The sequence below is a fragment of the Desertivirga brevis genome, assembly GCF_017355835.1.
Genome location: NZ_JAFEWF010000001.1, coordinates 615,403 through 638,223 on the forward strand (window position 1 = coordinate 615,403; position 22,821 = coordinate 638,223).

Below are 22,821 nucleotides of genomic sequence, written 5' to 3' on the forward strand. Positions count from 1 at the left end.
GTGGTAATTTGCCTGAAAACAATTTACAATTCACTTACAGGATTAGAACTATATTTCCAAAACACTGTCTAAATTTAGCCCCTTAAACTCACCGTCAAGAATGAACGTCAAACTCTCGTTATTTGCTCTGCTTCTGCTTTCCTCTTCTATAAACGCTCAAACCTCTATTCAGCTTTCTTCTTCAGAGATTAAGTTACAATTGGAAAAACTGAATGTGACGGGTAGCGTGCTTTATATTGCTGCTCATCCGGATGATGAAAACACTCGCCTCTTATCCTATTTATCTTCGGAAAGAAAGGTAAGAACGGGTTATTTATCCCTCACTCGCGGAGATGGAGGACAAAACCTTATAGGGTCTGAACAGGCAGAGCAATTAGGTTTGATCCGTACACAAGAATTATTGGCAGCCAGGAGAATTGACGGAGCAGAACAATTCTTTACCAGAGCTAATGACTTTGGTTTCTCAAAAACCTCAGAAGAAACATTCAGGATCTGGAATAAAGAGCAAATCCTGGCTGATGTCGTTTGGGTGATCAGAAAGTTCAAACCAGATGTTATCATCACCAGGTTTCCCGGAGATGCCAGAGCAGGACATGGTCATCATGCAGCCTCTTCACTGTTAGCACAGGAAGCCTTTGTTGCCGCCGCAGACCCTGGTCGTTTCCCAGAGCAATTGAAAAAGGTGCAACCCTGGAAAACAAAGAGGATCTATTGGAACACCTTTAATTTTGGCGGGAATAATACAACGAGCGAAGATCAGATGAAGATAGATGTAGGAGGTTATAATGCTCTTCTGGGGAAATCGTACGGCGAGATAGCATCAGAAAGCCGTTCTCAACATAAATCACAGGGCTTCGGTGTTGCTAAACAAAGAGGAGAAGCCTATGAATATTTTGCATTATTGAACGGACCCGGGGCTAAGAACGATATTCTTGATGACATTGACTTAAGCTGGGGTAGAATTAAGAATGGAACCGAGATCAGGACTCTGATCAATAAAATTAACCAGAATTATGATATTAAGGCTCCGCAACAATCCGTACCAGACTTAATACAACTTCACTCCTTACTTTCCTTGACGAATGATAATCAATTTAAAGATAGGAAACTAAAGGAGGTAGCTAACCTTATTCTTGCAGCTGCAGGTATTTGGGTTGAAGCTTACTCTACTCAGCCGTTCGTATCAATAGGTGAAGGTGTTCCTTTACGCATTCAAGCCATTTCCCGTTATAACTTAAACCCTGCTTTAACTATATTTCATGATGGAAAGCAGCTTGGCCAAAACGTTACCTTAACTTCTAACAAGCTAGAAACGATTGAGGGATCAGTAAAGGCAAATCAACTTAGTCAGCCATACTGGTTAGCTGAAAAGCACAGCATCGGAGAATATACTATTAAAGACAACGACCTGATTGGAAACCCAGAGAACCCTAATCCCCTAACTTTAAGTTTTACTTTAAACATAGCTGGAAAGGACGTTTCATTCCGAAGACCAGTTGTCTATAAATTTACAGATCCAATACGGGGCGAGGTTTATCGGAATTTAGAGGTAACTCCCCCGGTAATATCAGAAATACAAAGCTCCCAATACTTGTTTTCAGACAATAAACCCAAGGAGGTTGCGATAAAACTAAAAGCATTTAAAGACAAAGCCAGCGGCGTCTTAAATGTTTCTCTTCCTAGGGGATGGAAAATACAACCATCTTCTGCTGCTTTCCAACTAGCCAACAAGGGAGATGAAGAAACATTTACTTTCACGCTAAGCCCCGAAGCAAAGGCAGAATCAGGAAAACTAAAAGCAGAGATTAAGATGGCTGAAGGCTCTTTCAGTAAAGCACTCCATACCATTCAATATAACCATATACCAGCAATTACCTGGTTTCCAGAGTCGGAAGCAAATGTGATCAAGCTTGATATCAAAACAGAAGGTAGAAATATTGCTTATATTCCGGGAGCGGGAGATCTTGTTCCTGATGCACTTAGGCAAATTGGATATTCTGTTACTTCCTTAACAGCTGCTCAGGCTTCTGCCATGGACTTGAGCAAATTTGATGCGATTATAACGGGAGTACGCTTGTATAACATTGAGCCTCAGATGAAGCAACTTAATGCTAAGCTTCTTAAATATGTAGAAAACGGTGGAATACTCCTTGTTCAATATAACGTAAGTCAGCCTCTAGTGCTGAATAATATAGGGCCATTCCCTTTTGGAATTTCGAGGGATAGGGTAACAGAGGAGGATGCAAAGGTAACGATATTACAACCTGCCAACCGGATCTTCAACTATCCAAACAAGATAACTGAGGCTGACTTTCAAAATTGGATCCAGGAAAGGGGCATTTACTACACTACAAACTTAAATGAAAAGTATCAAGCATTACTGTCGATGAAAGACACAGGAGAAAAAGAGCAGACTGGATCATTGATTGTGGCAGATTATGGTAAAGGTAGGTTCGTGTATACCGGACTAGCATTTTTCCGGCAACTTCCTGCTGGTGTATCAGGGGCCTACCGCTTGTTCGTGAACCTGATAACCAAATAATATGGAAAACAGAGAAGGTTTACCTCCATTTATAAAATCCTGGAAACAGTTCTACTGGCTTATTATCCTATGGTTGATATTCCTGATATTTGGCTTTTCAATAATAACTGAAATCTATTCATGAGTGTACTTGACTGGCTGGTTCTTGGTGCCACGCTTTTGCTTATTGTCATCTATGGCATTTATAAGAGTCGCGGTGGTAAGAGCCTCGACTCCTACTTTCTCGGAGGCCAGTCCCTTCCCTGGTATCACGTAGGCCTCTCTGTTATGGCAACCCAGGCTAGTGCTATTACTTTTCTTTCAGCACCGGGACAAGCATATTCTGATGGAATGCGGTTCGTTCAATTTTATTTCGGACTTCCCTTGGCGATGATCGTCCTCTGTATTACGTTCGTGCCGATATTCCATAAGCTCCGGGTTTTTACAGCTTATGAATTCCTTGAGCAACGCTTCGACCTTAAGACTCGGGTCTTCACTGCTTTTTTATTCCTCATACAGCGGGGCTTGTCAACAGGTATCTCGATATATGCTCCTGCAATGATCCTGTCGGAAATTTTGCATTTGAACCCTATGTATACAACGCTGTTTATGGGGGGACTTGTGATTGTCTATACGGTTTATGGAGGAACTAAAGCAGTCTCGTATACCCAGTTATTGCAAATGAGTGTAATATTTAGCGGCTTATTTATTGCAGGTGTTGTTGTAGTTCATCTACTTCCAGAGAATGTTGGCCTTGGTAAATCGCTGCATATCGCTGGTAGCATGGGCAGGATGAATGTAATAGACTGGAAGTTCGACTGGGAGAACCGCTATAATGTTTGGAGTGGTATTATTGGCGGCTTCTTCTTACAACTCTCCTATTTCGGCACCGATCAGTCCCAGGTTGGCAGATACTTAACTGCAAGTTCCGTAAACCAAAGTCGTTTGGGCCTCATCATGAATGCATTGATCAAAATTCCCATGCAATTCCTGATCCTTCTGATAGGTGTTCTCGTGTTCACCTTTTACCAATACAACCGCCCTCCGATCTTCTTTAATAGTTACGAGGTGAACAGGATTTATGATTCTCCGTACTCTAATCAATTCAAAGCCCTGGAAATGAAGTATTCAAAGGCATTCGAAGAGAGAAGGAAATTGGTAACTGCCTTTGATAAAGATATTACGAATACTTCATTAAATGCTCAAGTAAAGGCTGCAGATCTCCAAATGAAGTCGGTAAGAGATCAAGCGCTTGAATTAATGGAAAAAAACAGCTCGTTGGCCAATACGAACGACACCAACTATGTATTTCTAACCTTCGTTACTCAATATTTGCCCAAAGGCTTGGTTGGTCTCCTGATAGCAATTATCTTTCTTGCCTCTATGGGCTCAATAGCAAGCGCCTTTAATTCACTGGCCTCTACAACTTCAATAGACATATACAAAAGACTAATTAACCCAAACGCGCAGGAGTTGCAGTACTATCGATTCTCCCGGGCTAGTACAGTGGTATGGGGGCTGGTGAGTATTGGAATGGCATTGTACGCAGGGAAGATGGGAAACCTTATTGAGGCTGTAAATATCCTTGGCTCCTTATTTTACGGGACCATCCTCGGTATATTCGTTGTGGCCTTCTATTTCAAAAATATAATGGGAAAGGCAGTCTTCTACGCTGCTATAATCACAGAAATACTTGTTTGCCTGGCATACTACTACGAGGTAATGGCTTATTTGTGGCTAAACGTATTAGGCTGTGCTTTGGTAATTGGCTTTGGATTACTGATTCAGAAAATGCAAAAGCCGGGTCCTTAGAGACCCGGCTTTCATTTTCCTATTTGAAAATTATCTATTTGCTTCGGCTATCAGCTTTTTATTCAAAGCTACATAGTCAGGATTTTTCTGGGCTTCTGCCTTTTTCATAGAGCTTTCAGCACTTGCAATGGCTGCTTTTTTATCGCCTTTTTTCAATTGGATCTTCGCTTTTAAATGTTCAACCCAGTATGCATCAGGTTGAGCTTTCACAGCTTCATTTGCCCATGTTAAGGCTTTATTTATATCTAGACCTTTCTCGTAATAATAGCTGGCAGCTTGGAAGTATGGTTTTTTCTCACCCTGCATTGCTGCGTCTATATTAGCACGGATCTTATTATCAATGTCTGCTTTTACATTGAATCCTACGGCTACATTAGCCCATAACAACTGAACATCAACCGTGTTAGCAGTCTGACTACCAAATAATATAGTGAAGTTCTCCACTGAAAAAGGTAAAGTTTGTGGTTTTGCAGTAAAACGAAGTAAATCGTCTGCCTGGTTATAGCCCATAGATCCCCATAATTTCAGATTCTTACTTAGAATAAAAGTCCATTCAGACTGACCAGGAATAGTATACAAAGCGTATTCTCCGGCCGGCACTGCTTTCCCCTCAATACTAACGTCCTCTCCGAACTTAATCTTTGTTGGAGAATTTGCACCTGTTCTCCATACCTGTCCGTAAGGAACCAGATCTCCGAAAATAGTTCTTCCCTTCATGCCGGGACGAGAATAATTGATAGAGATGTTTGATAGGGCGAAATCTTGATTAATAGTTTGGGTGGGACTAGGAGCAGGAAGTTTCAGGTCCTGGGCGTAACTGCTTACTGTTAATGCAACAGCTAAAAAAGTAGATGCTAATCCTCTTTTTAAATTCATGTTTTATTTGTGTTTGGTGATTTCCTCAAAGTTAAAAACACATTTGAAAAAGTGCTATCTGGGTAATGAAAATGTGATAGAGATGAGAAAGACAGGAGACTAATCTCCCTGCTCTTCTTCTTCGCTGTTTTCATTCAAACGTATCTCGTAATCAGAAATAGTAATGAGCCTCTGTTTATATAACCCACCCACCGCTTGCTTAAAGGCCTTCTTACTCATTTTCAAATGATGCCTGATATCTTCCGGGGCACTTTTATCTCCTAGCTGCAGCACGCCTCCGTTCGCCTTCAATATATCAAGCAATGTGTCTCGTGATTCAAGAATAAAATCGAAACCAATGGGTCGTAAACTGAGATCTATCTTCTTATTCTCCCTTATCTTCCGGATAAAACCAACCCGCGACTCTCCTATTTCCACATCCTCGTACACTTCGTTCCGGTACAGTAAGCCAATATATTTATTGTTTATGATGCAGGTGTACCCTAAATCGCTGCTTTCGGCTATCAATAAGCTAACCTCTTCACCCTCCTCTAATTCTGAGGGATCTATTTCGACGAATTCTTCCAGGTAAGAGCTGGCAGTGATGCGTTCATCCCTTTCATCTAAAAATACATGAACAACATAACTCTCTCCCCCATGCATTGGCTTTCTCTGCTCGCGCTTGGGCACGAAAACGTCTTTATCTATCCCGATATCAAGAAAAACACCCTTTTCATTTTCTCCTACCACTTTTAAATAGGCGAAATCTCCAACACATGCCAGGGGGCGGTCTAACGTTGCAACCAAATTGCCTTCCTTATTGTGATAAACAAAAACAAAAAGGGATTCTCCAATGGCGATATCATCGCTTACCTGATGGTAAGGCAGCAAGGCTGTTTCAGTTCCGTCTGTTAAAACAAGACCTTCGGCGTTTTTTCCCAGTATAGTTAGATTGTTATATAAACCTATTTGCATTTTCTTCAGCTACGTTTCTCGCAAAGCTAACATTATAACTTCAAAAACTCATCCAGCTTCTCGCCCACCGCTTTGAGCAGCCCGTGGCTTAACTCAAATTTACTTATATGGTTATGCCACTGACCGGTATTTTTATCTTTCCAAATTGCATAAACAGTACTATACATAATGATTTTTACTTCAACGCGATCTGCAGATACCTCACTGCTTTCTAAATATGTTGTGTAAAAACGATTCTCGAACTCTACCTTAAAATCTGTCATAGCAGAAGCAAATATATACTTTAAGGTATTTTAGATGACAGGAAGTTTTCCACTCGAAAATGTCTAGGTCCAGTATAGTATATCTGCCTTAGGAAACCTTCGAGAAATTTCCTGGTAAAAGAACTCCTTCAGTTCTTTCATCATTTCTTTAGGGTATACATATTTTGTTCCTCCAAATTTATTTTTCTTTACAATCCGAAGGCTCTCATCCATTTCAAGGGTAGTATTAGGATACCACTTTAGGAGAATATCTTTAGAGCCGGGAGTAAACCGGTGGGTAATAAGCTCAAAAGTCAGATCACAAGAAAAATTAATTGACGTCTCAAGCTGATTTAACAAATCAGTATATTCCTCCTTCCAATTAGGAATGGGCATAATAGGCGCCAATACCACTCCTACCGGGTATCCACCACCACCTTCTGCTTTTGGCAGAGCCAATTTTCTCAGGGCCTTTATCCTGGAAGCGATATTAGGGGTTCCGCTTTCGAGCTTTCTTGCAACAGAACTGGCATTAAGACTTATTCTGGCGCGGGTATTTCCATTATGATCGAGCGGTAACAGAGAGTCTACCGCATCAAATTTAGTTACAAACCGTAGCTGAACGTTGCCTAATCCACCAAAAAAACTAATGGTTTGAGCAAGACCTCCTGTTAAATGCTCAAGACTTAAGGGGTCTGTGTAGCAACTTGCTTCGAAAGTTGTGAATCTTGTGGGGTCAATATAGTTCTTAACGTTTTCGAGGATATCAGGAAGATTTGCAAATACCCTTATTGCAGGCGGACCAGAGAGGCTGCCAGCAAGATAACAGTATTGACAATGGGCAGGACAACCTTCGGCAAGATGGAATTGCCAATCGGCAGAGGGTGGAATGGGACGCAGCCTAAAAGCGCTCGGAGGGGCAACAACAATAGCCATGGTAGACTTGGCTATTTGATAGGTCTCTTTTTCAGTTTTTCCCTTCAAGCCAGTTACACGATTGTTTTTACTTATGTCAATCTTCAATCGAAGATCATCAATCCGCTGCAAGAGTTGTTTCCCGTAGGGTAATTCCAAAGTCTCCGCATTGAACACAACTCTTTTCGGCTTCCAAAGCTTAAAAACCTTTTCTTGTTTTTGGGCTTCAATTTCCGGTAGTTCTATTAGTCCTGTAGTATCAGCCATGCCCTAACATCTCAAATAGCAAGCCATATACCTCAAAACTCGCAGCAAAGATTTAAAGGAATAATAACTGGCCATGTATTATTCATTAAAGTAATTATCACATATTTGCAATGAAACTAGTGTACTATTTATAGTACCACTTGCGGAACAAAGCGTACTGCGCTTTTAATTAGATATTTCTTATTAAATGAAAACCATTCTCATTCCTTTTGACTCCTCCTCAACTTCAAGAAACACAATAGATTATGCCTGTCATTTATTGAAACAGATGAAGACGGAAAAGGTCTTTATATTACAGGCATTAGAACTTAGTATATTCGACTCTTTTTCGCAATCCAGCCCCGATGAACCAGTGGAGCAACAACATAATGTTGAACTGGAACTTCAAGAAATCGCCGAAAAATTACAAAGCTTTGCAGGGCCTGGTACTATTGTAAAATATGCAACCAGTAATTTTTCCCTATTAAGGGCCATTCACGAGGCTATCGTAACTGTTCAACCAGACGTAATTATTGCAGGCAGCGATAGTCAAGACGAAGAAACTTTAATCGGAGATGAGGTTATTTCTATCGCAAAATCTAGTCCTGTGCCCGTACTTGTAATCCCATCGGCCTGCAAGTATCAAACCATTAAGAGCGTTCTGGTACCCTGCAACTTTAAAGATCTCTCCAACCTTCCATTGCTAAGCGTTTTAAAAGCAATTGAAAGCCAGGAAGAGGTAAAGCTAGAACTACTTAATGTAAGCTCCAAACCAAATCCTAATGGCAACAAAGAGGAGGTCGAGGCAAGAATTCAGGAATTATTGAAAGACCAAAATTACCATCTCAATTATTCGTCCAACGACAATATTGTGGATGGCATCCTTGAGTTTGCTGATAACAACCCTGTACAAGTTGTGATCGCATTGCCAGGGAAACACAGCTTTTTTTATCGATTAACTCATAGCAGTATAACACAGGCCTTGACGCAGAATTCAAGTAAACCGGTATTGTTGCTGAAAGAAATCGAAGAATAGTCGAGCAAGTTTTATCTGGCCGTTCCGTTACTTCTCTATAGTAATCGAGCTTCGGCCAGTTCCAATTTTTCCGTTCATATCAGAGCCCTCAATGATAATTGAATAACGACCCGGATTATCTGAGGTGTAGAAAGATATTTCAGCCTCACCCTGCTGGTTGGTAATTATATTGGGAGCCCAGTAGACAGTATGTCGATAATCTGTCATATCAGAAACAGAGTTGGGCGGGTACTTCGGGGAGTAAAACTTTTTTGGTAAAGTGAAGGCGATTGGTTTATATAAGAACGTTCCTGTTGTCTTTTTTAAAAAAGGACCAACACCTCCCCTGGTTGTTATTTCCAGGAACGATTGAGTAAAAGGATTTACCATTGGATCCAGAAAAGCACTGGAATACCTCATTTGATAACCTCCGCTGTTCATCACCTCAATTCCCTTAATTTCCGAAGCGTCGTAGTAATCAAAATATTGCTTGAAGAATTCATAGATAGGTTCAGCGCCAGAATAAAAAAACTCAGTGTTCACGCCGTCAATGATAAGGTGAAGGAAATTGCCATTGATTGCAAAGTACCTGTCCCCGGTCTTTGTAGTTCTCACCCCAAAGCCCTTTACATTTTTTTCAAGCAATTGCAGTAGGGTAGTTCGTCCCTGGTTCTCCAGATCTTTTTCACCAATAATAACATCAGCTTCGCCCGGTCCGTTAAGGTTCTTTGAATCTCTAACTACCTTCTTCGCCGTAACAACCACTTCCCTCAGTACATTTTTTCCCGTTCTTAACACATTGGCTTGGAATTGGACCTGCCTTCTGGCACGCTCCATCACAATAGTATCTACGTTAACAAACCAGGGCATTCTTACAGGACCGCTTGAAGCGAATACGGGGGGTACAAAGGTTTCTACTTCAATTTCTGCAGCAGAGTTCTTTCCTTTCTTGTTTTTCACCTGAATAAAGTACGCTGCAGAGTCGCCAGGATTTATTCCTCTGAAGGTAAAGTTACCCGAGGTATTAGTCATCGTGTCTTTATAAATGAAGGGCTTTTTCGAGACCAGTAATACATTTGCCCCTTGAACAGGTTTGTTTACCAAATTTGTTATCCTCCCTTTTACCGTAAACTCGGGTTCTGCCGGGTACTTAGATAAGGTTGTCGGCTGAAAAGCCTTCGTCCAGTCGAAGGAGGCCCAGCCATGAGTAAGTAATAACAGATCCAGGTTTTTCCATTTCTCAGGATCCTTTTTTCCCTCGAAATAATATCCCGGGTCTTCTATATAACCTTTTAAGTCGGAGGTTAGAAGCAAATGCGAGATAATGGATGACTTTCCGCTTTCCGGCCTGGATAAGCCGTCATCTGTTACAGAAAGGGAAAAACTACCTACAACAGGTGCGCCTGTTTTATCTTGAGCTTTTACTTTCAAGCTCACACTGTCCCTTTGTTTGTAGACAGTCTTACTTGTCTCCATACTTAAAGCCAGATCATCATGATGATCTGCAAAAAGAAGCCTTTGACTTAAAACAACTTTATCAGATCCAGCCAAAGTAAACCGGACAATCCCTGATGGAAAATTCTTCTTATCTATTTGAAAGGTAGCCCTGGGTTTATTGAGAATGAAAGAGCTGGCATAACATAGAATGCCACGGGCCTCTCCCATCAGGTAGTACCGCTGGCTTGCCCCTATCAAGTCCTGACTGGCAGACACGACTACCGTGCAGCTGTCGTTTTGAAAGGGATTACTTACACTAAGAGTAACTCCTTTTGCCTCAACGGCAGGGAGAAGAAACTTCTGGGAAAGGCCTTCAGGTTTTTCAATCCTGGCCCAATATGTTTCTCCAGCCTCGGGAGTTATGCGAAATGCCCCCATTCCCCTTGCTGATGCTTCAAAAACTGCGAGCTCGCGGGATCTACTATCATATATTTTTCCTCTTACAGCAATACCCAAACCTTCTTCAGATAAAGCCTTGAAAGCAACTTTTGAAGTTACTCCAGCAACCAGCTTACCTCCTTCTGGAAGGAATTGCAGATCAATATCAGTTGTTTTTTTAACAGTTAAGGGAATTTTTATCTTGCGGTTTCCTTCGCCTTTACGCAAGTCCTCTATATTTACTGCAAGCGCTTTCCCATCTGTTTTTGTACCTAAATCAAAAGCGAGTGCGACCTGCCCATCTACATCGGTTTGCACTTTTCGCCTGGTTATTGTCTTGTCCCTATTTATCACACTTAGTTGTAATTCGCGTAATCCTACAGGCACCTTGTCTAGATGATCTATTTTCAACTGAACTTCTAGTCTATCTTTAGGGGTGCCTTCCAGCATGGATGTTCTTAAGTTTACGATCCAGCTTTTTGTAGCAATGGTGCTTATGTAAAACGGCTTAGAGTAAACGGCACTCTCATTAAAATTCCTCATCCAGTTAGTGTAAGCTCTTAACGTGTACCAGCCTTGGGGTAACTCATTTTCCTCCAGAGCTAATTGGCCAACAGAAAGTCCAAGATAAACAGGCAACATTAATCGTTTTACCACCCTGTTACTGTCATTGGCTACTTCAACATACATAATTCCGCTTTTACTTGTTGAGGAAAGATAGGCGCCGTTGAAAACATAAGCCTTAAACCACAAGGTGTCTCCGCTATTATAACTTGCTTTATCGGTATGTAGGTAGAGCTTTTCCGCAGCTTGCTCTTCTGCAAATCGATTAACTTTTGCCACCATTTGTCTTAAATTGACAGTGTCTGCCTGCTGAGCCTTAACGGTTACCGCTAAGCAAATAAACTGTAGAAGGTTAAACAGTATTATTACGGAAACTCTAGTTCGCGTCGAACCTCGATTCACGCAGATGTTGCTATCGTAAGACATGGAACAGGTTTAATGATTCAGTTAGTATTGAAATAATAAAAACTTTTCCGATAAGTTTTATCGAAGTTAATAAAGAAAATTAGTGATCCTTCAACTCTTTTTAGATAAAGATGTAACTCATTAAAGCTTGAGAAAAATAAGAGTTTCACAACCTTTCAGGCAGATTTTTACGCTTTTTACTCGCTTTGTATTTAGAAATCCTCTTTTTCTCAATTAGCAATCTATAAAATCTCCTGCGAGAAGTGTTGTCAAAAAGGAAATTACTGTTTTACTCACCTTGCAAATTTGGAAGAGATGCTTCGGCAGACATTGAGAAGTTAGCAAAACTTTTCCAGTGTATTGACACATCTGTTACCCGTAATTAATTTTAAAGAAAAAAAATATATGCAGAAGATTGACAACAGATTATTCTTTTACACTTCAGATCTAATGCGACTTAGTGGTAAGTGTGAACGGTCTTGTAGAAGGACTATGAAAAAGATGCGTGATTTCTTTAAGCTTGAAAGCTACCAGGAACTTACGATGTATCAGGTAAGCGAATTCCTGAGGATTCCTGTCGAACACATTGCACCCTATTTGAAGTGTTAGCTTGAAGGCATGGAAGCTCAAACTGCAAGCCTGGTAAAACCAACAGCAGTGTTAACCCGCTTTCAAAGCTTATTTTACTGGACGTATCCCTAAGGGACTATTGTGATCTATGTGTTCTCAATAGTCCCTTTTCTTATTATCAGATCTGAGATCCCTTGATCTCGCCCCATCCCCCCTTCTTAACCTTTTTTCCAACGAACTTCTCATCCTTGGCAATCACCTCAAGACTCCCCTTTCTTTTGGACGGAGAACCGACGAAGGACCGACGGTTCTCCGACGAAGAATACATATGACCATTTTAGGTAAAAAAGAGGTTTAAACGGCAAAAATTCAAAAATATGGATATAAACATGATAACTAAAACCAATCAAAGACATTGCCGGACAAGCAATTATGAAAGCTTGGATATCGACTGTATGTTTGTTTCAAGCATTGCGATACCGGTATTCTTAGATGCGACATAGAAGATTAACATTTAAAATTTACAAACATGAAAGTAGAAAACAATGATTTAGTATGGGGCTCAAGCGGCCGTATTGGTGATATGCTGGTATTTAAACAGCAAGCAGGAAAAACGATTATTGCGAAACGTCCGAAAAAAAGACAGACACCTCCTTCTGAGGGGCAAATAGTAATCAACGAACGCTTCTCTGAAGCTGTCCAATATGCATTAGGAGTAATAAAAGACGCCGACAGAAAAGCTGTTTACCAGGCTAAAACCCGTCCCGGAGTCTCGGCATATAATCTTGCTTTATCTGATTATTGCAAAGCACCAGAGATCAAAAAAACAGATCTGTCAAGGTATAGTGGAAATACAGGAGAACAAATAGTCATTCGCGCAATAGATGACTTTATGGTGAAAACCGTGCGCGTGGAGATTTTAAACGCCAATCAGGATCAAATTGAAGAAGGAGAAGCAATTCTTTCAGAAAATAATCTGGACTGGGCGTACACCACCAGCGCTGAAAATCCAGATCTATTAAGCTCGATTATTAGAGTAAGAGTATACGATATTCCAGGAAACCTGGCAAGTATGGAGTATACATTTGATTCTTAAGGAGATCGTCTGATCGCATAGGTCATTTAACAACAAAGGCTGCCATAGTAATCAGGGCAGCCTTTGATTTTTAAAAAAACTAAACTTTAGGATCCTAGCCGAACTTCCTAACCCTTAATATGAAAGACATTAAAAAATATCTTCCCAGCCTGTTACTACGACTGTCAATAATCTCATCACCAAACACATCCCTGCTAATACCAGTATTTTCATTGAATAAATCAAAAGCATAGAATCTTAATGCTCCGGCATTTCCCTTCAGAAAACGGTATTCTGTATACAAGTTAAGAATGGATGGATTTGGATTGCCGGAACTGAATCCTTTGTTTATCGTTTTATTGACCGAATATCCCAACGTTAGGTCTTTGAAGAAATAATTTCTTCCCTCTATGCTGAAGTTATAGCGGTTTGTTGTCCTATCATCTAGGTTTGGTAAAGAATACTCGGTAGTGTTAAAGGAATAATTAGTATTGAACTCAGTATCCATTATATCTTTCAAATCAAGCCTGAACTTAATACCCTGATCGGCTACATAATTTTTTGCAATATTCTTTAGCCCGTTATTGAAGCCCACATTATTACTAAAATTCCCTCCACCGTAAAATGTGACTGTATACTTTCTCTCGGCGAATGGAATTGCATAAGAGTAATGTCCGCGTAGAGAGTAAAATCCATCAGTATTTACATAGGTGGTATTTTGTCTTAAGGTAATTGGATTGAAAGTACGCGTATTTACAATCTTGTTGTCTACCTGGTTGTAATTAAAATTTGCAAAGAACATGTTTCCCTTTTTCCAATCCGACTGATTGTACTCAACGTTCACAGAATGGTTAAATTCCGGATCCAGGTCTTTATTACCGACAACTATATTATTTCGGTTAGTACTGTCAACAATGGGCTGCAATTGATTGAAGCTAGGCTGACTGCTGCGGCCGAAGTAGTTCGCTGTTAATGATTTTTGTTTAGTGAACTTATAGACAAAGCGGCCAGAAGGGATCCAGTTAAATGTCTCTTTGGATGTTCTGATTTTACGGGTCAAGTCATTCCCTTTTAAAGATACAGGTTGGGCATTTACTCCAATAGAGTAATTGTATTTCTGTTGCACATGCCGCAGGTTTAACCCTGCCCTGTTGGTAATAAACTGATAATTGTAGTTATTACTTTGGTCAGTGTTGAAGACTTTTTCATCCGTTGCCGGATTAATATCGCTCAAATCCCGTCCGTTCTTTGTGTTGGAATAATTATAAAAATACCTGAAATCCAAAAAGGTAGCTTTAGAAAGAGGTTCTGAATAGGTTAGGTTCGCATTGATCCTGAAATTATCATTGAAATTTTCAATAAATTGATACTGCTTTGCAAAACTCACTATTCCTAAGGAATCCTTCACATCATCATTTCTCGAATCCCTGTCATTATCGCCTTTGTTATATGCAGCGCTTGCCCAAATACTAATATTGCGTCCGGGTTTAAGAAACTTATGATTAAAAAAGAAGTTCGATCCGAAGTTCCTTGAGAACGAGTTAGCGGCCTGATTAAATGTTCTTCTAATACTAATAGTGTCCTTATTATTGATCGTATTATTATCTCCTCCACTCGAATTGTCACCATTATTAAAACTGATAAATGGAGAAACTTTAAGATAGTTTAGTGTATCAAACTTCAATTCGATGTTACCTGAGAAGTCATGATTTCTATTGATAGTGTTATTATTGTTACTTGCATCTACAATTCTGGTGAATCCACTATAAAAAGTTTGCTGGTAACTCGAAGAAATAGTGTTATTGTCGCTGTTATTAAAACGGTAACTCCAATCAGCATTAATCTTCTTGCCCCATTCATTCTTATAGTTTAATCCGAGGCTCCTGTTATTCGTTATCCCATTTCCGTTTCCGCCTCTGATATTGGTATTGTTCAATGAAAGATCATAAGAGATCTGTCTCTCCCCTTTAAACGCATTTCCCCGGACACTTGCGATGTACCTTCCCTCATTACCCATTCCGCCGGTACCTCTGGCGAAGTATCCTTTCTTTTTATCAGGCTGAATATTGATATTTAAGATCTTCTCAGGTTCATCTGCTTTAATCCCCGTAACTTTAGCCTGGTCTCCATAGTCATCAATTACCTGCAGGCTTTGAACAATATCGGCAGGAAGGTTTTGAATAGCAGTAGCAACGTCTGACCCAAAAAAGTCTTTTCCATTTACCCTTATTTTGGTAATTGGTTTTCCTTGTGCTGTTACTTTTCCGTCTTTATCGACAGTAAGTCCAGGAAGTTTCTTAATTACTTCTTCAACAGCATCTCCATCCCTAACCTTATACGCTTTTGCGTCAAATTGAACAGTATCTTCTTTGATCCTTACTGGAGGAGTTCCGGATATAACAACTTCACGAAGGGTATTTGAATTTTCTTTCAACTTAATAGTTGGGATAATCATTACCTTTTCACCTTTGGTATTGCTATATGACCTGATAGTATTTTTAAAACCAATGTAAGCTGCCTTTAACTGGAAGCTAGCGAATTTTACATTGTTCAATAAAAAACCGCCGTTAAGGTCGGTAGAGGTCGACAAGCTGTCTTTTCCATTAATAAGGCGAATAATTGCTCCCGGTAAAGAGTTTCCTGCCGTATCCTGTACAACACCTTTAACAGAGTAACTGGACTGTGCAAAGGTTGAGGCCGAAAGAAAAAGCAATAGAAATACCGAAAACTGAAATTTTAGTACAGTCTTTTTCATTGAAAGCTAGTTATGAGGCGTTGAAAGATATCTCGTGAGCAAGACTTAAGTTTTGCGTCTATTGTGTGTGTGTTTAGCACAAGATAATTTCACTCTGAGGCAAAACTACAATTATGCTTTTATTTTAATTAGCCAGTAATCATGATGTTACATTTCTGACTATTTAACTACTTCCATTCACCCGCATCCTGAACCTTCTGTAAATCTACACTGTTCTGCTTCAGTTGCGTCCGCTCTTACTGATTAAAGTAATATTGCATTGTATGTTTTCTTAACATCGTAGGCAATTGCAAAATATCAAAACAATTTTTTTAAACATTTTGATACTTAACGCTTTATATTAATAGCAAAACGTTTAGTCATGGAATTAAGCTACACACCGGTTGAATGGGTCTATAGGGAAGTAATTGAGGAAGAGATAACCAAACAAACATCCGGCAAAATCTTCTATTTCTGCGATGACAGTTCCGTTTGCTCAGAAAATGGTTATATAGAAAAACTTGAAGACGCGCCTAAGGGACTTTTTATTACGATGAATTCAGGAGCACAAGTCAGGGTAGATCGCATTATAACCTTATTTGGTAAGCCAGGAGCTGCCTACACTGCTTATGATGCTTTTGCAAATGCTTGTCTTGATTGCAACGGCGGATATGACTTGTAAAAACCAGGAAAAGATTCAAAAACACTGAACAAAGACATGGTTTTAATATAAAACTATCAAGAAAACAACATTTTACTTAGAATTAACGTGCATTTTATAGTTTTTTTTATGTACTTTAGTACAAACAAGAACAAAAAAAACTAAGATGATTGAAGAAAAGGTGAATTTTAAAAAAAACACCCAGACCGAACTAGAAACAACAACTGAATTCTATCGAACAAACGGAGAAGACACAAAATTTAAAGATCTGATAAACGAACTCGATGAGAACCTTCAGGCTATTTATAGCAACGAGGGATACAAATTCGATATAGATTTATCAGTAACAGGACTTGACACAGTTGTATTAGCTGCAATTGGAGGAATAACCATTGGAGGAGGTTGCTTTAAGGTGATTGATCAAAAAACGGCAGAAGTTAAGCGGGTGTTCGTAAGTCCCTATTTCCGGGGTCTAAACGTTGGTTCGGGAATTATGCAAGAAATAATTGATTGGGCAAAGGAACTGCACTTTAAGGAGCTGGTCTTGGAAACCGGGGAGTTGCAGCATCAGGCTCTTCAACTATTTAAAAAGTACGGCTTTGAAAAAATAAATAATTTTGGACCCTACATCGGAGTAAAAGGCAGCATATGCATGGGTAGACGCCTTTAACTTCCTACCTATATCACCTGGATCAGGTTTACCATGCCAGACCCAGGTGAAAATCTGCCACTAAGCCATCTGAAAAAATTGTAATACTGGGTTAAAACACAACCAAAACCTTCCCAACTATTAGGATTGTTCAGTACAGGCATGTAAATTGCTTTATCTTATCTACTGAAAAACATGAGCGCGAGAATTTTAATTGTAGCCGAAGATTTGGCGATGAGGGAGTCGCTGGATCTATTCCTGACCTTCGAAGGTTACGAAACCTTTACCTGTACAAGATATTCAGATATCCACAATTTCATACATAATTTTACACCTAACCTAATTCTGCTACACATTTCCAATTGGAGATTACGTAACCGGGAAACGTTAGAACATTTAAAACTAAGTACTTATCAAAAATCGGTACCTATAATTCTTGTTTCTGATATGGATTCTAACAAGGAGCGCGTTCTGAATCATCTGATTGTAACACCTTTTGATGAGAAGAAGATCCTTGACAAAATCCACGTGCAGTTAGCCAAACAAGGTTTTGTTGAAGGCTGATAAAACGCTGAAATCCTCTTTCCTCTCATTAACTTTGTTTGTAATATTACCTTTGCCTTAAATCGGTTGTCCGGTTAATGATATGGGTAATCTTAAATGAACAACAAGCAACCTTTAACACTTACAGGATTTCTGATCGCTTTTGTTGGAGCTGTTTTATTTTCAACGAAAGCGATCATGGTAAAACTTGCCTTTAATCTAAAAGTGGATCCCTTATCACTCCTTACATTGAGAATGGTATTTTCACTACCATTTTATGCGGTGGCAGCATTTCTCATTAATAAGCAGGAATCTAATGTAAAAATGAGCAGTAAACAATGGTGCTTACTGGTGATCCTTGGAATTTTTGGTTATTACCTTAGCAGTCTCCTTGATTTTGTGGGACTGCAATATATTTCGGCAGGACTTGAACGCCTTATTCTATTCCTCTATCCTACCTTTATCGTTCTTATAAATAGCCTTTTCTTCAAACAGAAGATAAATCAGAATCAAAAACTGGCCCTTTTGCTCACCTATATAGGAGTATGCTTTGCTTATGTTGCTGAATTAAAAGTGGATACGGGTAATCCAAACTTTCTTTGGGGAAGCTTTTTGATTTTCCTTTGCTCTGTTACTTATTCAATTTATATTGTAGGAAGTGGCCGTATCATCCCTCAAATAGGAGCACCCAAATTTACAGCCTACGCGATGATAGCAGCAACTGCGGGAATTTTCATCCATTATCTATTACGGGGTAACTTCGCCATGCCACAAGAATTTAGTAGCATTTTATGGTATGGTTTAGGTTTGGGACTTATTGCTACAGTTATTCCCTCTTTTATGCTTTCGGCCGCCATTAACAGGATCGGTTCTAACAATGTAGCCATCATTTCCAGCATCGGACCGGTTTCTACTATAGTACAGGCACACTTCTTTTTGGGAGAAAAGTTTTTGACCGAACAAGCAATTGGAACTACCCTGGTTGTTGTAGGAGTGCTTCTGTTAAGCTTAAAAAATACTAAATGAACTGTGGTATAAAAAAGGGGCAAGCTTTGACTGATGCCCCATGGTTCTTAATGTAAGTTGCCGCCCAGGCTGTTGCCGGTGTATGAAGTTTCATATCGTGTGATAAAATCCTCCTTATCAAGTTGATCATAGTCAAAGACCGGTGCATTCTTAAGAGAGGACGTTGTCTTTAAATAGTTAACAGACATGCTCTCCCATTCTATCCTGTCGACAAATTTAGTAGGAGCAAGAAGCTTATCTCCGGAATACCAACTGCCTGCCTCTACGATCATATATGGGATACTCCAATCACTATCATTTAACAAGAAATCATGAAGCTCACCAATCTGATCCTCTGATGTCCTTATTCTGAAGTCAACCAATTGCCGGAAGCTTCTAAGATGCCTAGGACTTGCCTCCGGAGTTTCATCATTATTTGTTTCCATGGCTATTCTCTCCTCGAAAGGAATGTCGGGGGCAATTACACCTCCTACCATCCCGGTTGTAAGGAAACTTATACCTCCACGGTCCCATGGCCATCGATAATGACTATGCAAGTCGGCCTCCTGCTCCCTGGTAACTGGTTTTTCCGTATCTATATCAGGACTATGTTTCACCTGATCCTGAGTAAGATCAACGGGAAAAGTTTGATTATTCCAATCCGGGGCATGTAGAGCAGAAGTTGATATAAGAACCTTTCTCCCCATCAACCAATTTCCGGTTTCTACTACTAAATATCGTAGTGTCCAGGTCTGATCATCGAAATAAAAGTCTTTAACTTTACCAATTTCGCCGTCTGTAGCCCTTATGGAGAAATTTCGTAAGCTAAGAATACTACGTAACATCTTTACCTCCTTTTTCATTATAGAACCGTTGTTCCCAGGGAATAGTTTTAATGATTATTGCACCGGGTTAATGAGGAGGCGAAGGCTCAGTAAACCTAGTAAGCTCTACCGGTTTTAATAAAATGGATTACAAAGCAAATTGCAAAAAGAAAATACAGAATTAATAAAGCTCCTGAAAAGTTTGTCTTGGTTTTCATAACAACTCCTTTTTTGATAATACTAAATTACCGATCACCCCCCTTTCGAACTTTGACATACATCACACTTAGCGGAGATTTGCATCAAGGAAGTGTGCAGATAACCTAAAACTTTTGGTATCCTACACCTGATTGAAATATGAAGAGGCAAACAATTGATCATTGAGGTAGTTATTTCTGAAAAACATATTTGAAGATGGAAGAGAATAAAAATCAGAAAAACTCGAATGCTATTAAAAATCCCGACGAATGGACAACGGGTGACGAACCTTTGACAGGAGCGCAGGAATCCTATTTGAAAACACTAGCAGCAGAGGCTGGTGAAGAGCTTGATGAAAACCTCACAAAGGCTGAGGCATCTAAAAAAATAGATGAACTACAACACAAAACAGGAAGAGGACTGGACAAGGAGGATTAAGTAAACTACTTTCCTCCTGCTGGCTTTTGTTTCTTTACGTTAAACCTTGCGTTAACGCCAATGGCGAAGACAAAATTATCCTGAGGATATTCAGGATAGGTAAGGTTAAACGAACGGGTAAGTTGCATCTTAAGTTTTATGGGCGACCAGCCCAGCTGTGCCATAAAACCTGGTTCCCAAACTAAACTTCCTGGATGACCCTCCACAAAAGAAATATTGTCAAGGTCGCTTTTATCAATCTTTTGATCAGTAGAATTCCTGTTCAGGTTTACATTAACCATGCTTAACTTTCCTGAAAATGCTATATCAAAAGCTCTGCTTTTGTATCCCAGGCTTGGTTGAACAAATACTTTTGTAAACGAATTTTCTACAGATCTATACTCACCAAAGCTATTAAACACGTTTCCTCTGCCTATTCCACCATAAACTTCAAACACTCCCTTTCTAAACTTATTGCCTTTATTCAGGGCAGTAAAGTAACCTAGGCCAGCTTCATAATAAGTGCCTTCTCCCGAATCCTTTTCTTCCTTATAATATCTACTATCCTCAGAATCTGTAGTTCCCTCCTCCCCCGATGCGGAGAAAATGCTAGCCATTACCCCCAAATGTTCTCCTAATGCGTAGGCGCCCTGGAATTCGCCCCCTCCATGTTCCCAACCCAAGCTTCCATGAACATTAAGACTTACTTCATTTTTCTCAGTCATCAAGGGAGTGAAATTTGAATTTGGAGCGTAGTAGTAGTGATTACAACTACTCGTAAAAAAGGTTATAGCAACAAATACGAATGCAATCTTGAACTTCAAAAGTTTACGCATTAATCCATCAGAGATGAGATTAGGTCTGAAAACCACCATTGTGATAAGTAAATTTTCTTCTAATATAATAATTTCCCTTAATGATCTAATTTTTGTTGCCACTTTTAGAGTTGATTGGCATGGTATTTAAAGCTTATTGAAAAATAAACTTTAGATCTATGAGCAAAAAGAACCACGTTGGGAATGAAGGAGTTGATAACTCTAAGCCCAATCATAAGGGAGAAATTAAACAGAGCCAGCAAAAAGGAGCACCAAGTGTAAGTAAAAAAGGCTCTGGAAAACATTACAAAGATCACTCTGGAAAAGCGGCAGTAGAAGCAACAGAGCCTGACAACACAACCAAAAAACAACAAAACAGTATTTAACTCTAAAGCTATCTTCTCTTAAAAATTAGAGAAGATAGCTTCTCTTACCCTGCTTATAGTTACCAGTACCCCTGCGATTCTTTTTAGCATTATTCTTCAGACGATCGTCAAAATGCCTTACCTTTGCGGCCGTTATCATAACGGTATCCCTTCAATTCTTGCAAAAGACATTAATGCGTCTACAACATATACTACTCATTATATTGTTCCTAAGTCTTTCGGCGAGAGGCTACGCTCAAAGCAGCTCGGAACTAAAAAAAAGAAAAGCAGCCCTGACAAGGGAAATAGAAGCTTTAAAAAAACAACAGAATAAGATTGCGGGCAATAAGAAGCTAACGGTTAAACAAATAGAAGGTCTAAATACTCAAATACGCCTTAGGGAAGAGAAAATCAGCACGATTAATAACGAGATCAGGGTATTAGACAGTGAAATAAAGGAAAAGACAAGTACTGTTCTTTCACTTAAAGATCAGCTTCGAAAGCTGAAGAACGAATATGCCGCTATGATCCGCTTCGCCCAGAAGAATCAAAATGCCTACAATAAATTGATGTTCATTTTCGCATCCGAGAGTTTCAATCAGGCTTACAAGCGATTAAAATACTTACAGGAATTTAGCGAGCACCATAAAAAGCAGGCGGTAAAAATTGCCGGAACCCAAAAAGTTTTGGGAATTAAAATTAACGAGCTTGATCAGAATAAGCGTTCCAAGAGCAGCTTGCTGCGAAGTGAGGAGGTAGAAAAAACTACCTTAAGCAAGGAAAAGGAAAGCGAAGCACAACAGTTAGAAAAATTCCAAAAGGAGGAGAAACAGGTAAAACAACTGGTTGATGCCCGCAAGAAAGAATTGTCTCGTTTAACCCGGGCAATATCGAACGCCATTAACCGGGAAATAGCTGCCGAACGCAAACGTATGATGGCCGAAGCTGCAAGGCGAGCAGCTGCTGCCAGAGCAAAAGCCGAAAAAGAAAGACTGGCGGAAAAAGCACGGACTGCCGCTGGAAAGCCTTCCTCATCAAGTAGTAAAACGTACAGCCCGGCGAAGGCTAAAGCAACTGAAGACGACGCAATCGCAAGCAGCCCGGCACCCAGCGCCGAGAACGTAAAATTATCGGCTGACTTTAGCAGTAACCATGGCCGCTTGCCCTGGCCTGTTGAAGGATCAATTGTTTCAAGGTTCGGAATAAACAGATATGGTTCGGTGGTAGTACAAAATAACGGGATCGACATTCGCTCTTCTGCCGGTGCCACTGTCCGTGCGGTGTTTTCTGGAGAAGTAAGGCGCGTACTATCAGATATCAGTGGTCATATCTTACTCATCAAGCATGGCAACTACTTCTCTGTATATTCAAACCTGCAATCAGTAAATGTTTCTGCGGGACAAAGCGTATCGGCCGGACAATCTGTAGGTTCGGTAAAGACCAGCGTAGACGATGGTGTTGCCCAACTCCACTTTGAAATTTGGAATGGCAACAAGCCAACCAACCCTCAGGGATGGTTAAGAAGATAAAGGGTAGCTGA

General features: G+C 39.9%; 21 protein-coding genes. 12 read left to right on the top strand and 9 right to left on the bottom strand.

Translation table 11 applies throughout. From position 1 onward, the window contains the following. Positions 1 to 100: 100 nt before the first annotated feature. Both J4N25_RS02660 and J4N25_RS02665 read left to right on the top strand, forming a co-directional pair. Complete coding sequence (locus J4N25_RS02660; protein ID WP_207420591.1) at positions 101 to 2,542, top strand: PIG-L family deacetylase; 2,442 nt, start codon at positions 101 to 103, stop codon at positions 2,540 to 2,542. 120 nt (positions 2,543 to 2,662) lie between these two features. Continuing rightward, positions 2,663 to 4,333, top strand: a complete 1,671-nt coding sequence (locus J4N25_RS02665; protein ID WP_207420592.1) for a sodium:solute symporter family protein — start codon at positions 2,663 to 2,665, stop codon at positions 4,331 to 4,333. A gap of 30 nt (positions 4,334 to 4,363) precedes the next feature. Here the strand turns inward: J4N25_RS02665 and J4N25_RS02670 are convergent, their stop codons facing one another. From J4N25_RS02670 to J4N25_RS02685, 4 genes are all read right to left on the bottom strand, one after another. Beyond that, a complete protein-coding gene (locus J4N25_RS02670; protein WP_207420593.1) occupies positions 4,364 to 5,209 on the bottom strand; it encodes a DUF2911 domain-containing protein in 846 nt (281 codons plus the stop codon). 99 nt (positions 5,210 to 5,308) lie between these two features. Next, entirely contained in the window at positions 5,309 to 6,163 is an 855-nt protein-coding gene (locus J4N25_RS02675; RefSeq protein ID WP_207420594.1) for a CvfB family protein, read from the bottom strand. A 32-nt stretch (positions 6,164 to 6,195) separates the two neighbouring features. Next, positions 6,196 to 6,426, bottom strand: a complete 231-nt coding sequence (locus J4N25_RS02680) for a hypothetical protein (RefSeq protein WP_207420595.1) — start codon at positions 6,424 to 6,426, stop codon at positions 6,196 to 6,198. A 63-nt stretch (positions 6,427 to 6,489) separates the two neighbouring features. Next, on the bottom strand, positions 6,490 to 7,587 hold the full coding sequence (locus J4N25_RS02685; RefSeq protein ID WP_207420596.1) for a spore photoproduct lyase family protein: 1,098 nt from the start codon (positions 7,585 to 7,587) through the stop codon (positions 6,490 to 6,492). Positions 7,588 to 7,774: 187 nt separating this feature from the next. On the opposite strand from J4N25_RS02685, the gene J4N25_RS02690 reads away from it, so the two are divergent. Beyond that, entirely contained in the window at positions 7,775 to 8,602 is an 828-nt protein-coding gene (locus J4N25_RS02690) for a universal stress protein (protein WP_207420597.1), read from the top strand. A gap of 27 nt (positions 8,603 to 8,629) precedes the next feature. Here the strand turns inward: J4N25_RS02690 and J4N25_RS02695 are convergent, their stop codons facing one another. Further along, a complete protein-coding gene (locus tag J4N25_RS02695) occupies positions 8,630 to 11,446 on the bottom strand; it encodes a carboxypeptidase-like regulatory domain-containing protein (RefSeq protein WP_207420598.1) in 2,817 nt (938 codons plus the stop codon). Between the two features lie 384 nt (positions 11,447 to 11,830). Between J4N25_RS02695 and J4N25_RS02700 the strand changes: the two genes are divergently transcribed. Next, on the top strand, positions 11,831 to 12,034 hold the full coding sequence (locus J4N25_RS02700; protein WP_207420599.1) for a hypothetical protein: 204 nt from the start codon (positions 11,831 to 11,833) through the stop codon (positions 12,032 to 12,034). 139 nt (positions 12,035 to 12,173) lie between these two features. Here J4N25_RS02700 and J4N25_RS02705 read toward each other — a convergent pair whose 3' ends face one another. Continuing rightward, entirely contained in the window at positions 12,174 to 12,323 is a 150-nt protein-coding gene (locus tag J4N25_RS02705; protein WP_207420600.1) for a hypothetical protein, read from the bottom strand. A 201-nt stretch (positions 12,324 to 12,524) separates the two neighbouring features. Between J4N25_RS02705 and J4N25_RS02710 the strand changes: the two genes are divergently transcribed. After that, positions 12,525 to 13,091 carry a hypothetical protein gene (locus tag J4N25_RS02710; protein WP_207420601.1) on the top strand — a complete coding sequence of 189 codons (567 nt, stop codon included), beginning with the start codon at positions 12,525 to 12,527 and terminating at the stop codon, positions 13,089 to 13,091. A gap of 94 nt (positions 13,092 to 13,185) precedes the next feature. Here the strand turns inward: J4N25_RS02710 and J4N25_RS02715 are convergent, their stop codons facing one another. Continuing rightward, entirely contained in the window at positions 13,186 to 15,825 is a 2,640-nt protein-coding gene (locus J4N25_RS02715; protein ID WP_207420602.1) for a TonB-dependent receptor domain-containing protein, read from the bottom strand. A gap of 361 nt (positions 15,826 to 16,186) precedes the next feature. On the opposite strand from J4N25_RS02715, the gene J4N25_RS02720 reads away from it, so the two are divergent. The 4 genes from J4N25_RS02720 to J4N25_RS02735 all read left to right on the top strand — a co-directional run bounded on the left by J4N25_RS02720 (position 16,187) and on the right by J4N25_RS02735 (position 18,683). After that, positions 16,187 to 16,486 (top strand): hypothetical protein, encoded by a 300-nt coding sequence (locus tag J4N25_RS02720; protein WP_207420603.1) that lies wholly within the window; start codon positions 16,187 to 16,189, stop codon positions 16,484 to 16,486. Positions 16,487 to 16,631: 145 nt separating this feature from the next. Next, positions 16,632 to 17,135, top strand: a complete 504-nt coding sequence (locus J4N25_RS02725) for a GNAT family N-acetyltransferase (RefSeq protein ID WP_207420604.1) — start codon at positions 16,632 to 16,634, stop codon at positions 17,133 to 17,135. A gap of 174 nt (positions 17,136 to 17,309) precedes the next feature. Then, positions 17,310 to 17,678 (top strand): response regulator transcription factor, encoded by a 369-nt coding sequence (locus tag J4N25_RS02730; RefSeq protein WP_207420605.1) that lies wholly within the window; start codon positions 17,310 to 17,312, stop codon positions 17,676 to 17,678. Positions 17,679 to 17,774: 96 nt separating this feature from the next. Continuing rightward, positions 17,775 to 18,683 (top strand): DMT family transporter, encoded by a 909-nt coding sequence (locus tag J4N25_RS02735; RefSeq protein WP_207420606.1) that lies wholly within the window; start codon positions 17,775 to 17,777, stop codon positions 18,681 to 18,683. Positions 18,684 to 18,730: 47 nt separating this feature from the next. Here the strand turns inward: J4N25_RS02735 and J4N25_RS02740 are convergent, their stop codons facing one another. Beyond that, entirely contained in the window at positions 18,731 to 19,525 is a 795-nt protein-coding gene (locus J4N25_RS02740) for a PRC-barrel domain-containing protein (protein WP_207420607.1), read from the bottom strand. A 375-nt stretch (positions 19,526 to 19,900) separates the two neighbouring features. Between J4N25_RS02740 and J4N25_RS02745 the strand changes: the two genes are divergently transcribed. Continuing rightward, positions 19,901 to 20,122 carry a DUF3072 domain-containing protein gene (locus tag J4N25_RS02745; RefSeq protein WP_207420608.1) on the top strand — a complete coding sequence of 74 codons (222 nt, stop codon included), beginning with the start codon at positions 19,901 to 19,903 and terminating at the stop codon, positions 20,120 to 20,122. Between the two features lie 5 nt (positions 20,123 to 20,127). On the opposite strand, the gene J4N25_RS02750 is transcribed toward J4N25_RS02745, so the two are convergent. Next, complete coding sequence (locus tag J4N25_RS02750) at positions 20,128 to 21,039, bottom strand: hypothetical protein (RefSeq protein WP_207420609.1); 912 nt, start codon at positions 21,037 to 21,039, stop codon at positions 20,128 to 20,130. Positions 21,040 to 21,095: 56 nt separating this feature from the next. Here J4N25_RS02750 and J4N25_RS02755 point away from each other — a divergent pair, with 56 nt between their 5' ends. Then, positions 21,096 to 21,302: a hypothetical protein gene (locus J4N25_RS02755; RefSeq protein ID WP_207420610.1), complete on the top strand. Its 207-nt coding sequence runs from the start codon at positions 21,096 to 21,098 to the stop codon at positions 21,300 to 21,302. 173 nt (positions 21,303 to 21,475) lie between these two features. Further along, positions 21,476 to 22,810, top strand: coding sequence for a murein hydrolase activator EnvC family protein (locus J4N25_RS02760; protein ID WP_207420611.1), 1,335 nt, complete (start codon positions 21,476 to 21,478; stop codon positions 22,808 to 22,810). The last annotated feature ends 11 nt before the right edge of the window (positions 22,811 to 22,821 follow it).

What these genes read in the sequence shown, in the direction of transcription:
- J4N25_RS02665 (WP_207420592.1), top strand. Translation starts at nt 2,663, where the DNA reads ATGAGTGTACTTGACTGGCTGGTTCTTGGTGCCACGCTTTTGCTTATT.
- J4N25_RS02690 (WP_207420597.1), top strand. Translation starts at nt 7,775, where the DNA reads ATGAAAACCATTCTCATTCCTTTTGACTCCTCCTCAACTTCAAGAAAC.
- J4N25_RS02725 (WP_207420604.1), top strand. Translation starts at nt 16,632, where the DNA reads ATGATTGAAGAAAAGGTGAATTTTAAAAAAAACACCCAGACCGAACTA.
- J4N25_RS02680 (WP_207420595.1), bottom strand. Translation starts at nt 6,426, where the DNA reads ATGACAGATTTTAAGGTAGAGTTCGAGAATCGTTTTTACACAACATAT.
- J4N25_RS02685 (WP_207420596.1), bottom strand. Translation starts at nt 7,587, where the DNA reads ATGGCTGATACTACAGGACTAATAGAACTACCGGAAATTGAAGCCCAA.
- J4N25_RS02740 (WP_207420607.1), bottom strand. Translation starts at nt 19,525, where the DNA reads ATGAAAAAGGAGGTAAAGATGTTACGTAGTATTCTTAGCTTACGAAAT.
- J4N25_RS02695 (WP_207420598.1), bottom strand. Translation starts at nt 11,446, where the DNA reads ATGTCTTACGATAGCAACATCTGCGTGAATCGAGGTTCGACGCGAACT.
- J4N25_RS02760 (WP_207420611.1), top strand. Translation starts at nt 21,476, where the DNA reads ATGCGTCTACAACATATACTACTCATTATATTGTTCCTAAGTCTTTCG.
- J4N25_RS02670 (WP_207420593.1), bottom strand. Translation starts at nt 5,209, where the DNA reads ATGAATTTAAAAAGAGGATTAGCATCTACTTTTTTAGCTGTTGCATTA.
- J4N25_RS02745 (WP_207420608.1), top strand. Translation starts at nt 19,901, where the DNA reads ATGGAAGAGAATAAAAATCAGAAAAACTCGAATGCTATTAAAAATCCC.
- J4N25_RS02710 (WP_207420601.1), top strand. Translation starts at nt 12,525, where the DNA reads ATGAAAGTAGAAAACAATGATTTAGTATGGGGCTCAAGCGGCCGTATT.
- J4N25_RS02705 (WP_207420600.1), bottom strand. Translation starts at nt 12,323, where the DNA reads ATGTATTCTTCGTCGGAGAACCGTCGGTCCTTCGTCGGTTCTCCGTCC.
- J4N25_RS02735 (WP_207420606.1), top strand. Translation starts at nt 17,775, where the DNA reads ATGAACAACAAGCAACCTTTAACACTTACAGGATTTCTGATCGCTTTT.
- J4N25_RS02700 (WP_207420599.1), top strand. Translation starts at nt 11,831, where the DNA reads ATGCAGAAGATTGACAACAGATTATTCTTTTACACTTCAGATCTAATG.
- J4N25_RS02720 (WP_207420603.1), top strand. Translation starts at nt 16,187, where the DNA reads ATGGAATTAAGCTACACACCGGTTGAATGGGTCTATAGGGAAGTAATT.
- J4N25_RS02660 (WP_207420591.1), top strand. Translation starts at nt 101, where the DNA reads ATGAACGTCAAACTCTCGTTATTTGCTCTGCTTCTGCTTTCCTCTTCT.
- J4N25_RS02715 (WP_207420602.1), bottom strand. Translation starts at nt 15,825, where the DNA reads ATGAAAAAGACTGTACTAAAATTTCAGTTTTCGGTATTTCTATTGCTT.
- J4N25_RS02730 (WP_207420605.1), top strand. Translation starts at nt 17,310, where the DNA reads ATGAGCGCGAGAATTTTAATTGTAGCCGAAGATTTGGCGATGAGGGAG.
- J4N25_RS02755 (WP_207420610.1), top strand. Translation starts at nt 21,096, where the DNA reads ATGAGCAAAAAGAACCACGTTGGGAATGAAGGAGTTGATAACTCTAAG.
- J4N25_RS02675 (WP_207420594.1), bottom strand. Translation starts at nt 6,163, where the DNA reads ATGCAAATAGGTTTATATAACAATCTAACTATACTGGGAAAAAACGCC.